Annotated in this window: 12 protein-coding genes; 1 reads left to right on the top strand and 11 read right to left on the bottom strand. The window is 65.7% G+C overall.

Annotated features, from left to right (window positions below):
• Positions 1–74: 74 nt before the first annotated feature.
• Positions 75–1,073 (bottom strand): Bug family tripartite tricarboxylate transporter substrate binding protein, encoded by a 999-nt coding sequence (locus LDO29_RS16470; protein ID WP_224080853.1) that lies wholly within the window; start codon positions 1,071–1,073, stop codon positions 75–77.
• A 279-nt stretch (positions 1,074–1,352) separates the two neighbouring features.
• Positions 1,353–1,826: a DUF2147 domain-containing protein gene (locus tag LDO29_RS16465; RefSeq protein ID WP_224080852.1), complete on the bottom strand. Its 474-nt coding sequence runs from the start codon at positions 1,824–1,826 to the stop codon at positions 1,353–1,355.
• Positions 1,827–3,367: 1,541 nt separating this feature from the next.
• Here LDO29_RS16465 and LDO29_RS16460 point away from each other — a divergent pair.
• Positions 3,368–3,565, top strand: a complete 198-nt coding sequence (locus tag LDO29_RS16460; protein WP_224080851.1) for a hypothetical protein — start codon at positions 3,368–3,370, stop codon at positions 3,563–3,565.
• A gap of 275 nt (positions 3,566–3,840) precedes the next feature.
• Here LDO29_RS16460 and LDO29_RS16455 read toward each other — a convergent pair whose 3' ends face one another.
• The 9 genes from LDO29_RS16455 to LDO29_RS16415 form a co-directional block, all read right to left on the bottom strand.
• On the bottom strand, positions 3,841–4,308 hold the full coding sequence (locus LDO29_RS16455; protein WP_224080850.1) for an outer membrane lipoprotein: 468 nt from the start codon (positions 4,306–4,308) through the stop codon (positions 3,841–3,843).
• 37 nt (positions 4,309–4,345) lie between these two features.
• On the bottom strand, positions 4,346–5,293 hold the full coding sequence (locus LDO29_RS16450) for a carbohydrate kinase family protein (protein WP_224080849.1): 948 nt from the start codon (positions 5,291–5,293) through the stop codon (positions 4,346–4,348).
• A gap of 109 nt (positions 5,294–5,402) precedes the next feature.
• The gene (tpx, locus tag LDO29_RS16445; RefSeq protein WP_224080848.1) at positions 5,403–5,903 is read right to left on the bottom strand and encodes a thiol peroxidase; all 501 of its coding nucleotides are present in this window, start codon (positions 5,901–5,903) and stop codon (positions 5,403–5,405) included.
• A gap of 84 nt (positions 5,904–5,987) precedes the next feature.
• Positions 5,988–7,628, bottom strand: a complete 1,641-nt coding sequence (locus LDO29_RS16440) for a zinc-ribbon and DUF3426 domain-containing protein (RefSeq protein ID WP_224080847.1) — start codon at positions 7,626–7,628, stop codon at positions 5,988–5,990.
• 9 nt (positions 7,629–7,637) lie between these two features.
• On the bottom strand, positions 7,638–8,531 hold the full coding sequence (gene prmA, locus LDO29_RS16435) for a 50S ribosomal protein L11 methyltransferase (RefSeq protein ID WP_224080846.1): 894 nt from the start codon (positions 8,529–8,531) through the stop codon (positions 7,638–7,640).
• Positions 8,532–8,569: 38 nt separating this feature from the next.
• Positions 8,570–9,922, bottom strand: coding sequence for an acetyl-CoA carboxylase biotin carboxylase subunit (gene accC / locus LDO29_RS16430; protein WP_224080845.1), 1,353 nt, complete (start codon positions 9,920–9,922; stop codon positions 8,570–8,572).
• A 199-nt stretch (positions 9,923–10,121) separates the two neighbouring features.
• Entirely contained in the window at positions 10,122–10,586 is a 465-nt protein-coding gene (gene accB / locus LDO29_RS16425) for an acetyl-CoA carboxylase biotin carboxyl carrier protein (RefSeq protein WP_224080844.1), read from the bottom strand.
• A gap of 175 nt (positions 10,587–10,761) precedes the next feature.
• The gene (gene aroQ / locus LDO29_RS16420; RefSeq protein ID WP_224080843.1) at positions 10,762–11,250 is read right to left on the bottom strand and encodes a type II 3-dehydroquinate dehydratase; all 489 of its coding nucleotides are present in this window, start codon (positions 11,248–11,250) and stop codon (positions 10,762–10,764) included.
• A 215-nt stretch (positions 11,251–11,465) separates the two neighbouring features.
• The gene (locus LDO29_RS16415) at positions 11,466–12,014 is read right to left on the bottom strand and encodes a TlpA family protein disulfide reductase (RefSeq protein ID WP_224080842.1); all 549 of its coding nucleotides are present in this window, start codon (positions 12,012–12,014) and stop codon (positions 11,466–11,468) included.
• Positions 12,015–12,079: the final 65 nt, after the last annotated feature.

The following is a 12,079-nucleotide window of genomic DNA, read 5'->3' as shown; positions in this document are numbered from 1 at the left end:
AAATGGCCCTTCGCAGGAAGGGCCATCTCAATACATTCGAAAAAATGACCGGCAGGTCAGTTTGAAAATTTTTCTCAGTCGGCGCTCATATTGGCGTTCTTTGCAATCCGGCCCAGGCGTTCGCGTTCGGACTTGATGAACGCGACAAAACTCTCCTGCGAGCCGCCGGCAGGCTCGATGCCGTTGGGCAGCAAGCGTTCACGTGTTTCCTGCGTCTGCATGGCCGCGGTCATTTCCGTGTTCAGCTTCTTCAGGATGGCGGGGTCGGTGCCCTTGGGCGCGAAGATGCCTGCCCAGTGTCCGATGCGGACATCAGGCATGCCTTGTTCCGCGGTGGTCGGGATGTTCGGCGCGGCGCTCATGCGCTTGTCCCACGTTGCACCAAGCGCCTTGAGCTTGCCCGCCTTGATATGCGGCAGCACCACCACGCTCGCTTCGGACGTGGCGGCAACCTGGCCGCCCATCACCGCGGTGATGCTCTCCGAACCGCTCTTGTAGGGCACTGGTGTCAGCGACGCGCCTTTCTCCTTGAGCATCTCTTCGACGAAGTGCGGCGTGCTGCCGCTGCCCGCCGTGGCGAAGTTCACGCCGCCACCTTGCTTCTTCGAGTAGTCGATCAGCTCCTTGAGATTGTTTGCGGGCAGCGACGGCGATGCCACGATCACCGAAGGGCTCACGGCGATCAGCGACACCGGCACCAGGTCGTCCGGCGCGTACGGCATCTTCGTGCGGATCAGGCTGTTGGTCACGGTGCCGACCGCGCCGACGAGAAAGGTGTAGCCATCGGGTTTGCTCTTGGCCACAAAGTCGGCGCCGACCACGCCGCCGGCGCCGGGACGGTTCTCGATCACGACAGGCTGGCCCAGGCGCTTGCCGACGGCATCGGCCGCGGCGCGTGCCACCAGGTCATTGGCACCGCCCGCCGTGAACGGCACCACGAACTTGATGACGTGGCCGGGCCAGGCATCGGCGGCGCGCGCTTGCGAAGGGAGGGCTGTAAAGGTGGCCGCCGCAGCCGCGGCAAGAGATGGCAAGGCAAGCGCCAGCGCGCGGCTGGCAGGAATCTGTCGCATGGTTGTCTCCGACTGGACTTGTTGGATCGATCCGCGGCGCGACGGCGATCGCTTCTGCCGCGGATGCCGGATGATGTTACCGGGACTGGCTGTCAATTCGCTTAACGTGCATCTTGCGGTGCTTCTCGCAGAGCGAGAGATCGCACGTCGCGCGCCGTCGCCGGCGACGTTGCCGGCGCGGCTGGCCGGTGATGGGAGAAACCCTGACGTGCCAGCGGACGGCTGTGGCGCCCCATCAATGCTCTGCCATCGCGCCGACCATGCACCGGCTGCACACCATCAGCGCTCGCGTTCCCAGGTCTGTGTGCGGCCCAGCAGGCTGATGCCGATGAAGCCGCGCACGCTGAGCTTGCTGCCATCCTCGGACAGCGACATCTTGCTTTTGTAGATCTTGCCATTCTCGGGGTCGAGGATCTCGCCGCCGCTCCATTCGTTGTCGCCGGTCTTGCGCAGGCCGGAGAGGATGGTCATGCCGATGATGGGCTGGTCCTTGCGTGCGTCGGTGCATTTGTCGCACACCTTCGGCTTGCCGTCGCCCTCGACGAAGCTCTTCACCAGGCGGCCGCTGTAGACGCCGCTCTTCTCGGTGATCTCCACCAGGCCGCGCGGCTTGCCGGTGGTGTCGTCGATGGTCTTCCAGTTGCCGCTCGGCGTGGCCTGGGCGAGCGCCGCGGCGCTCGCGAACATGACGGCGGCGAACATGCCGGCGCGCAGCAGCGTGCGCGTGACGATGGCCTGGGGGTGAATGCGCATGAAGTCTCCTCTCGGGTGGTGGTGGCTGCCTGAACCGATGCCGGCAGCGATGCCGCGTGGGCTGTTGCACGGTCTGGCGGTGCCGGGGCGTGCTCGCCAATCTACTGGCGCGGTTGCCGCTGCGCAATCGGCGGCCCGGCGCACACAGGTCCCGCGACATGGCAGCGCGCTTCCCGGAAAACCGCATGCACGCGCCGTTTGCGGGAATTCTGTGTCGCAGCAAAGCGCGCCGCGCGCGTGCCCGAAGCAATCCTCTAGGTGCCGCCTGGCGCTGCGTCGCCGACATCCTTCGCGCGGGATGAATGGGTTGTGCGAAGCGTCGACCTTCAAGGACATCGGCATCGATGGATGGGTGTGAATGCGCATGCCGACCGTTGCCTTCGGGCATCGCGACGCGCGTTCATTGCGAAAGCTTTGCCAGATCGCAACGCTTCGGAGGGCGTCGGGTTGTTGCGTCGATGCAAATCGTTGCGTTGGCGCATCACTGTCGCGAGCAGTCGGAGACATCGATGCGCGAGACCGTCGCGTGCATCATCGCCACGCGTGATCGATCGCGCGTGGCGCGCGTCGCATCCGGTGCCGGGACCGTGGCTGCGATGGCAGGCCGCCTGGCGACAAGCTTGCGATGCGTGCATCGGAACGCGCCTCTTGCGGTTTTGCTTCGCTTGCCGGAAAGCCTTTATTCATGCGGGTTTCCAGTCAATGCGATGATCATCTCGCGTATGTTTCCGCGCCGTGCCGCACAGCCTTCGCGATGCTTTCGTGCATGACACGAGGTGCATGCTGATCGTGTCGGAGCGCGCGCATTCGCGCGCGTCGGGCAGCGAGTTCGCGCCGCCGGTCAGGGCGTGCGTCGATGCATGCGGACGTCGTTGCGCGATGGTGTCGGCGATGTCTTCGCGAAGCGGTGCGCGCTAACTAGATCGACTCGCGCGAGCACGCAAGTTTTTTTGCACTTTTTTCTTAACATCATCGTGCAAACGAATTATGATTCGCCTTGACAAGAGTCCCACTTCATTGCAGCGAAGCAGGAAGCAAGATTGAACGATGAGCGCGATGCGCGCTTCGATGCAGTGACACAGTGATGCAGGTAGCTGAGGAGCACGAGAACTTTGACGCAGACCAGGCCGAACCGGCTTCTTAAAACGCGTGCAGTCTCCTTTGGCCCAGCGACGGGATGGGCAAGCTACCTCCAGATGATGAATGCCGTCTGCCGTGCGCGAGGCCAGGCCCGCACCGCAGGCAAGCCGTCCGATATCTCCTCATTGCTGGCTGCGCGCCGACTCGACGGGCGGCGTGGGCTGATCGAATATTCCGGGGCGCGGCAAGTGCCCGGAGCCCGCATGCGGGCCTGCCTTGCCGCCAGTGCGTCGCCATGGGCGACGGCCCTGCTACCGAATTCATTAGCGTGCGGCGGAGGTAGTGCCGCGCGCCGATGAATCGCTCGCTCGACTGGGGTAGCGGCAGTACGCCGCGCCTCGGGTCGGTCGGGTCGCCAACCTAGGTCATTCGATATTCACTCTCTAGTGAAGGAGTTATCCATGGCAACGACTGCGAAGAAGAAGCCGGCGGCCAAGAAGGCCGCCAAACCGGCAGCCAAGAAGGCTGCACCGGCCAAGAAAGCCGCTGTGAAGAAGGTAGCCGCCAAGAAGGCAGCACCGGCCGCCAAGAAGGCCGCTGCCAAGACCGCGCTGAACCCGGCCGCTGCATGGCCGTTCCCGACGGGCAACCGCCCGTAAGCCTCGCTCGGTCGAGTGGGGACCACGACTTCCGCAAGGAGTCACCCGGGCACGTACAGCGTGCCATAGTGGCCGGATACGCCGTATCCGGCCTGCAAGACACCAGTCTTGCCAACCCGCCGACGGCGCATGCCCGGCGGGTTTTTCATTTGGGCCTGTCACTGGGAGTGGGCGATGGGATCGCTGTCCCGGGCAACCTGAACTGTGTGCTGCCAAAAGAAAAACGCCGCATCCTCTCGGACGCGGCGCTTTCAATAAACCGGGACGCAGGCGAATCAGTGCGTGACCCGCGTCACGCCGCCGGAGGTGAGCAAGCGCACCTGGTCCCCGGGCCGGAACAGCTCGTCCGCTTCCTGCGTGATCGCGCGCATCTCGCCATTTTCCAGCCGGACGGTGATTTCGAGCCCGCGCCGCTGGTTGACCTTGTTCTCGGCCGCGCTGCCGGCAATGCCGCCGAGCACGGCGCCGAGAATGCCGGCTGCCACCGAGCCGTTGCCGCTGCCGATCAGGCTGCCCGCCGCAACGCCGCCGATCGCGCCGCCGGCGATGGTGCCGGCGCCGGTCTGGCCGCCCTGGATCATCACGTCGCGCACGCCTTCGACCACGCCGTAGCGCACGGTTTGTTCGCGCTGTGCCTGTCCGGTCGAGTAGACGCTGTTGGAGCTGGAATCCGTGGCGCAGCCGCTGACCAGTGCAGCCACGGCGAAAATGGCGATGACACCGGTTCGGAGCTTGTTGTTCATGTCAATTCCCGTCAATGTGCCACGCCCCGGCCGCAGATCAGGCGTAGCGGTAACCGAATGCAGACTGGAAACGATTGCCGATTTCGTCGAGCGGCAACCAGTGGTTTTGCGGACCCTGCTGTGCGATCTTGATCGATCCCATCAGCGATGCCAGGCGGCCAGTGGTTTCCCAGTCTAACCCGTTTTCGATGCCGAACAGCAGGCCGCCGCGGAAGGCGTCGCCACAGCCGGTCGGGTCCACGATGCGCTCCGCCGGAACGGCCGGGATCGCGTACTGCTGACCATCGGCAAAGATGCTGGCGCCGCGCTCGCCGTGCGTGACGATGAAGGCACGAACCTTGGCGGCAACCTCGGCGCTGGTCCAGGCGGTGCGGGACAGCAGGACCTGCGCTTCGTAGTCATTGACCGTCACGTAGCTGGCGAGTTCAACGAACTCCCGCAGGTCTTCGCCGTTGAACAGCGGCATTGCCTGGCCCAGATCAAAAACAAACGGAATCCCGGTCTCGGCGAACTGGCGCGCGTGGTGCAGCATGCCCTCGCGGCTGTCCGGGGCGACAATGCCAAGCTTCGGCGGCGCGTTGCCGCCGAGCGCGTCCTTCACGTTGGAGAGCTGCGACTGGCTCATTGCGCCGGGGTGGAAGGCGGTGATCTGGTTGTTGTCCAGGTCGGTGGTGATCATGGCCTGCGCCGTGAAGGTATCGGGCAGCACGCGGATATGGCCGGTGTCGATGTTCAGCCCGCGCAGGTATTGCAGATAGGGTTCGGCGTCGGCACCCACGGTGGCCATGACCACGGGTTCGCCGCCGAGCATCTTGAGCGTGTAGGCGATGTTGCCGGCGCAGCCGCCGTACTCGCGCCGCATGCCGGGCACCAGGAACGAGACGTTCAGCATGTGGATCTGGTCCGGCAGGATGTGTTCGCGGAAGCGTCCGTCGAACGTCATGATGGTGTCGTAGGCGACGGAGCCGCAGATCAGGCTGGCCATGCTCTCTCCAGGTACTTGGGATGGTCGGGCTGCGTGCAGCCCGCGGGGTTCAGAAACGGAAGCGGCCGCCCCGGGAATGCAGGCGGCCGGTGCTAGTTGCCGGTGCGGCTTACTTCAGTGCGGCCAGCGCGGCGTCGTAGTCGGGTTCGGTCTTGATCTCGGGCACGAGCTGGCTGTACTTGACGACGTTGTTCTCGTCCAGCACCACCACGGCACGTGCGGTCACGCCGGCCAGCGGGCCGCTCTTGATGTCCACGCCGTAGTTGCCCTTGAACTCGGCGCCGCGCATCGTCGACAGCGGTACCACGTTGGCCAGGCCTTCAGCGGTGCAGAAGCGGCCCATCGCGAACGGCAGGTCGGCCGAGATGGTCAGCACCACGGTGTTGGCCAGGCCGCTGGCGGCCTCGTTGAACTTGCGCGCCGAGGCCTGGCACACCGGGGTGTCCAGGCTCGGTACGATATTCAGCACTTTGCGCTTGCCGGCGAAGTCGGCCAGCGTCACGTCCGCCAGGTCCTTGCCGACCAGCTTGAAGTCGGCGGCCTTGTCGCCGGGTTGCGGGAACTTGCCTGCCACTTCAATGGCGTTGCCGCCGAGGGTCACGTTGCTCATCTCTGCTCCTTCCTGTTCAGGATCTTCGGGGGGCGCAGCTCGCGGCCGGGCTCGATTCGGCCCTTGGCAGCAAGCCTGCGGAAATCAGGGATAGAAAATCAGCACGCGGTAGTTGGCCGCCGCATGCTGAGTCCGGAATCGTACCCGAACCGGCAGTTCCATGCCCGCTCGAAGACCGTGCGTGGCGAAGGCCTTCTGCGCCGGCTCCAGGTACTCGGACGGTTCCAGTACGCGCCGCAACAGCAATTGGTCCTGCAGGTCGGTCATGACCAGTTCGATGGCCGGCAACGCCGTGGTGGCGCGGCCCTGGTTGCGCAGCGTAACGGCGAGCAGGTAGGCGTCGCTGCCTTCTTCCTGCTTCTGCAACTGCGAGGTATCGATGCGCAGCGCGTCGATGTCGCGCCACGGCGGTACTTCGCAGCCGAGCGGCGCGCACGCGGCTTCGAGCACGGGACGCAGGGCCGGGAAGTGGCCCGCAAGCTGCCCGCGCATCAGGTACAGTCCTTGCGTGACCACGCCAAGGGCCAGCACGCCGGCAGCGATATGCCAGCCGTAGCGAAAGCGTGGCGGCGCCGGCATCGCAGCGGCCTCGCGTGCGCGTTCGCGTTCCCGCTCGCGCGCCTGGCGCAGGAAGTCCGGGGCGAATGCAGGCCCCATCTGCGGCTCCTGCCGTGCCCAGCGCCGCGTGGCGTTCTCGCGCGCAATGGCGCCGGCGGTTGCACTGAAGGCGTCGCCGGTGCTCGGGCCATAGGTGGGGCCGTAGTTGCGGCCGTAATCGAGCCCGGACGCGTGATCAGCGTCATGGCCTGATTCGTGCGGTGTTGCCGGTGCGTCGGCCATGGCCGGCACTTCGGTGCTGTCGCTGGACTGGGCACGCAGGAACTCGCTGGCGCTGCGCAGCAAGGGTTCGGAAGGCGGCTCCGATGGCGACTCGGCGGGCGATTCGGCAGACGATTCCGCAAGCGGCGCGCTGGCCGGTTCATCGGCCGCATCTTCCTGTGGTTCAGCTTGCACCGTGCCTGGCGCAGCCGGAGATGGCTCCTCGCCTTCAAAGGCGGAGCGGTCCAGCGCAGGCCACGAGTCGTGAGCGGCCACGATGGTGGCAGATGCCGCCTCGTCGTCCTGCTTGGCATGATGCGTGCCGTTGGCGGCGGCGACCGGCCCGGCTTCCGGCTGTTCGGCTTCAACAGGCTCGGGTTCAGCCCCAGCTTCGGCAGCTTGGGTCTGCCCGTCAGTACTTTCGGTCCCGGCTGGTACTTCGGGCAGGGCTTCCTGCAGCGTGGGCTGCGCAATGTTCTCTGGAGCGGGTTCCGGTTCTTCGTACGATGGAGTTTCGCCCTGTGCGATCGGCTCTTCCACCTCGACGGACGCTTCTTCGTCCTCGACGGGGGCCATCATCATGGTGGGCGAATCGAGCGCGGGCACGTCGTACCCGGGGTCGTAACCAGGATCGAACGCGCCGATGGATGACGCCGACGCAGCTTTGGCCCCGGCGTCGGCTTCCGGCGCGCTCGCGGACGTCGCTGGTTCAGGCTGCTGGTATGGCGACGGCGCCGCGGGCGAGGCCGCCGGCGCCGGCACTTCGATCAGGTGTTCACGCGCGTCGAAGACGGTTTCGCAGTGTCCGCAACGCACCAGCCCCTGGCGCAGCCGCAACTGGTCGGCAACAAGCCGAAAGGCGGTGCGGCAGGCCGGGCAGCGTGTGACAAGTTTGGCGGCGGCCATGGGCACACCTCAGGGACGCGTGCCGTGCAGGCAGACCCAGCCCTCCTCGCTGCGCCAGACGGTCAGCGGCAGCCAGGCGGCATAGGCGGCCGCAACTTCCTCGGCCTGGCGCTCGAGCACGCCGGACAGCACCAGGCGACCGCCCGGGCGTACGCGGGCGCTGAGCATGGCGGCCATCAGCTTGAGCGGGTTGGAGAGGATATTGGCCACGACAAGATCGTAGCTCGCTTCGGAAACCGACTCCGGCAGCGCAAACGTCGCCTGGACCTGGTTGCGTTCGGCGTTGTAGCGCGACGCTTCCACAGCGTTCGGGTCGATGTCGATGCCAAGCGTGTCGCCGGCGCCGAGCTTCTTCGCGACGATGGCGAGGATGCCGGAGCCGCAGCCGTAGTCGAGGACGGTTTCGCCAGCCTTCAGGTTCTGCTCCAGCCACTGCATGCACAGCCGCGTGGTCGGATGGCTGCCGGTGCCGAAGGCCAGGCCCGGGTCGAGTTCGAGCACCACGGCATCGGGCTCCGGTGCGTCGTGCCACGACGGCACGACCCAGATGCGCTCGCCGATGCGGATCGGCTCGAACTGGGACTGCGTGAGGCGTACCCAGTCCTGGTCCTCGACCTCGCGCAGGACATAGGCCGGCACCGGATCGATGCCGAGCGCATTCGACGCGGCCGCGACGACCAGCGCCGGGTCGGTATCGTCGCCGAACAGCGCCACCACGCGCGAGCGGTTCCACGCGAGCTTCGTGGGCTCCAGCCCGGGCTCGCCGAACAGCGGCTGCTCGTCCGGCGTGTCGGCATCGGCATCTTCCACCGACACCGACAGCGCGCCAAGGTCGAACAGGGCGTCAGACCAGGCTTCGGCCTGGTCCTGCGCCACTTCGATCACACATTCCTGAAAGGCCACGGGCTTCCTTTTGTACAGCAGGTGCGGCGGCTGCCGCGTCAGGCTTTCTCGCGCTGCGCCAGGCGGTGCTCGAGATAGTGGATGCTGGTGCCGCCTTCGACGAAGTTGGCGTCCATCATCAGCTCGCGGTGCAGCGGGACGTTGGTCTGGATGCCGTCCACCACCATCTCCGACAGCGCGATCCGCATGCGGGCGATGGCCTGCTCACGGGTGGCGCCATAGCTGATGATCTTGCCGATCATCGAATCATAATTCGGCGGGACGAAGTAACCATCATACGCGTGCGAGTCCACGCGTACACCGGGGCCGCCGGGCATGTGCCAGGCGGTGATGCGGCCCGGCGACGGGATGAACTTGAACGGGTCTTCGGCGTTCACGCGGCATTCGATCGCGTGGCCACGGAACTGCACATCCTTCTGGCGGAAGCGCAGCTTTTCGCCGAAGGCGATGCGGATCTGTTCCTGCACGATGTCGATGCCGGTGATCATCTCGGTAACCGGGTGCTCCACCTGCACGCGCGTGTTCATCTCGATGAAGTAGAACTCGTTGTTCTCGTACAGGAACTCGAACGTGCCGGCGCCACGGTAGCCCATCTTGCGGCAGGCTTCGGCGCAGCGGTCGCCGATGCGCTCGATCAGGCGGCGCGGAATATGCGGCGCGGGCGCTTCCTCGATCACCTTCTGGTGGCGGCGCTGCATGGAGCAATCGCGCTCGCCCAGCCAGATGGCCTGCTTGTGCTGGTCGGCCAGGATCTGGATCTCCACGTGGCGCGGATTCTCCAGGAACTTCTCCATGTAGACCTCGGGGTTGCCGAAGGCGCGGCCGGCTTCTTCGCGCGTCATGTTGACGGCGTTGAGCAGCGCGGCCTCGGTGTGCACCACACGCATGCCGCGGCCACCACCACCGCCGGCAGCCTTGATGATGACCGGGTAGCCCACACGGCGCGCGGTGGCGACGATTTCGGCCGGATCATCGGGCAGGGCACCGTCAGAACCCGGCACGCACGGCACGCCGGCCTTGATCATGGCCTGCTTGGCCGAGACCTTGTCGCCCATCAGGCGGATGCTTTCGGCAGTCGGGCCGATGAAGACGAAGCCGGACTTCTCCACGCGCTCGGCAAAGTCGGCATTCTCCGACAGGAAGCCATAGCCAGGGTGGATGGCCTGCGCGTCGGTCACCTCGGCGGCCGAGATGATGGCCGGCATATTCAGGTAGGACAGCGGCGAAGGGGCCGGGCCGATACATACGGCTTCGTCGGCCAGCTTGACGTACTTGGCTTCCTTGTCGGCTTCCGAGTACACCACCACGGTCTTGATGCCCAGCTCGCGGCAGGCGCGCTGGATGCGAAGGGCAATTTCACCGCGGTTCGCGATCAGAATTTTTTCAAACATGGTCTCTCTCTGCGAGAACGGGAGCGGTCCCGCCAGGTGCCGCTGCGGCACGCGGGGTGCGCGGCCGGGAAACTGGCGGTGTCAGGGGCCGCTTCATGGCACGGGATGCGGGCTGCAACGTGCGAACATCCACGAGATCCGGCAGGCCGCGCAGGCCTCTGCCGCGATCGGGCAGGGCGGCGCGGCATGCCGGACAGCATCAGCCGATGACGAACAGCGGCTGGCCGTATTCCACTGCCTGGCCGTTCTCGACCAGGATTTCCTTGATGATGCCGGCCTTGTCGCACTCGATCTCGTTGAGCAGCTTCATGGCCTCGATGATGCAGACGGTCTGGCCTTCCTTGACGGCGTCGCCAACGTTGACGAACGGCGCGGCGCCCGGCGACGGGGCGCGGTAGAAGGTGCCGACCATGGGCGAGGTCACCACGTGGCCGGCCGGAACCTGCGCGGCGGCCGGCTCGGCGGCGGCAGCCGGGGCGCTGGCTACCGGAGAAGCGACGGGCATGGCCGGCAGTGCCTGCATCTGCGGCATGGCCATCGGGGCGATGACTTGCGGCGGTTGCTTGACGATGCGTACCTTGCCATCGCCTTCAGTGACTTCCAGCTCCGAGATGCCGGATTCGGCCACCAGGTCGATCAGCGTCTTCAGCTTGCGCAGGTCCATCTTCTATCCTCCTGAATCAGGTTGTCCGGGCGCGCCCTGGTGGGCAGCGGCGGAAGAAATCGTCGGTACGGCCACCGGCTGTCCACGCCCGCGGTGCTTGCCGCACACGCTGCAGGCGCGGCCGCCAGGCGGCGCGCATCATGTTTTCGGGTAACGCCCTGTACGTCGGCGGGTCTCAGCCCTTTGGCGGCGGCTGCTCCAGCCCGAGGACGTAGTCCAGCGCCAGCAGGTATCCATGCCAGCCCAGTCCGCAGATCACGCCGACCGCGAGATCGGAGAAATAGGAACGGTGACGGAAGCTTTCGCGGCGATGCACGTTCGACAGGTGCACTTCGACAAACGGAATGGCCACGCCGGCCAGTGCATCGCGCAGCGCCACGCTGGTATGCGTATAGGCGGCCGGGTTGATGATGATGAATTCCACCCCTTCCGTCCGCGCGGCATGGATGCGGTCAACCAGCGCCCCTTCGTGGTTGGACTGGAACGACGACAACGCGATACCGGCGTCGGCGGCATGTTTCGCGAGTGCGGCGTCGATATCGGCCAGCGTGGTATGCCCGTACGTCTCCGGCTCGCGCGTGCCCAGCAGATTGAGGTTTGGCCCATGCAGGACCAGCACCTTGCGGTAGCGGGCAGAGCGACGGATGGAGCGGGTTGCAGTCACGGCGGCTCGACCAGTTCAACGAAATTGCGCGGAGATTACCGTAGCTTAGAGGGATTTGTCTAGCACGCGATACAAGCCTTCACGTGCCGGTACGGTTACGGCGCGCTGATTAGGCCACATTGAGCTGTTCCGGGCAATATGCGCTTCGTTTCAGTGCAATTTCGCCACGATTGGACGAACTTGGCAGAAAAAGCTCGTTATGCAGCGGACTGCACCTATGAACGGGGCAGAACTGAGCGCAACTCGTCCGAAGTGATCCGGCCCATCTTGCGGTACTTGACGGACCCGTCCGGGTTGATCACCACGGTGTAGGGCAGGCCGCCGGCGGCATTGCCAAAATTGCGCGACAACTCCGTGCCCGCGAAGCCGGCGACCGCGAGCGGGTAGGCGACCGGCACCTTCTTGATGAACTGCTGGATATTGGCGGCTGAATCGATGCCGATGCCGACAAACTCGACCTTCCGCGCCGCGTACTCGGCATGCAGGGCGGTCAACTCCGGCATTTCTTCCACGCAGGGCCCGCACCACGGCGCCCAGAAGTTGACCACCACGGTCTTGCCGCGCAGCTTGCCCAGATCGATATCGCTACCGCTCGGATCGGGCAGGCGGGTCTGGAAGAAGGTTTCCACGGCCTGCTCGGAGGCGGGCTTCGGCGAGAACAGGAAATGGCCGGCCAGCACACCGGCGGCGCATGCCACCACGGCGACGGCAATCCACAGCCACAGGCGGGAACGGCGGGCAGGGTTCTGGGTGGGAGTGTTCATGGGGTCTCGGTAAGCGGGCGGCGGTGCAGCGCATTCGGCGCAGATGCCGGCAAACGGTGATTTTC

The organism is Cupriavidus laharis (genome assembly GCF_914271435.1).
Taxonomy (GTDB): Bacteria; Pseudomonadota; Gammaproteobacteria; order Burkholderiales; family Burkholderiaceae; genus Cupriavidus; species Cupriavidus laharis.
Note: the sequence above shows the minus strand (reverse complement) of the source record. Positions and strands in the feature narration are given on the sequence as shown.

Excerpts from the sequence above, each read along its gene's own strand:
- LDO29_RS16470 (WP_224080853.1), bottom strand. The coding sequence starts at position 1,073 with ATGCGACAGATTCCTGCCAGCCGCGCGCTGGCGCTTGCCTTGCCATCT.
- LDO29_RS16465 (WP_224080852.1), bottom strand. The coding sequence starts at position 1,826 with ATGCGCATTCACCCCCAGGCCATCGTCACGCGCACGCTGCTGCGCGCC.
- LDO29_RS16460 (WP_224080851.1), top strand. The coding sequence starts at position 3,368 with ATGGCAACGACTGCGAAGAAGAAGCCGGCGGCCAAGAAGGCCGCCAAA.
- LDO29_RS16455 (WP_224080850.1), bottom strand. The coding sequence starts at position 4,308 with ATGAACAACAAGCTCCGAACCGGTGTCATCGCCATTTTCGCCGTGGCT.
- LDO29_RS16450 (WP_224080849.1), bottom strand. The coding sequence starts at position 5,293 with ATGGCCAGCCTGATCTGCGGCTCCGTCGCCTACGACACCATCATGACG.
- tpx (WP_224080848.1), bottom strand. The coding sequence starts at position 5,903 with ATGAGCAACGTGACCCTCGGCGGCAACGCCATTGAAGTGGCAGGCAAG.
- LDO29_RS16440 (WP_224080847.1), bottom strand. The coding sequence starts at position 7,628 with ATGGCCGCCGCCAAACTTGTCACACGCTGCCCGGCCTGCCGCACCGCC.
- accC (WP_224080845.1), bottom strand. The coding sequence starts at position 9,922 with ATGTTTGAAAAAATTCTGATCGCGAACCGCGGTGAAATTGCCCTTCGC.
- accB (WP_224080844.1), bottom strand. The coding sequence starts at position 10,586 with ATGGACCTGCGCAAGCTGAAGACGCTGATCGACCTGGTGGCCGAATCC.
- LDO29_RS16415 (WP_224080842.1), bottom strand. The coding sequence starts at position 12,014 with ATGAACACTCCCACCCAGAACCCTGCCCGCCGTTCCCGCCTGTGGCTG.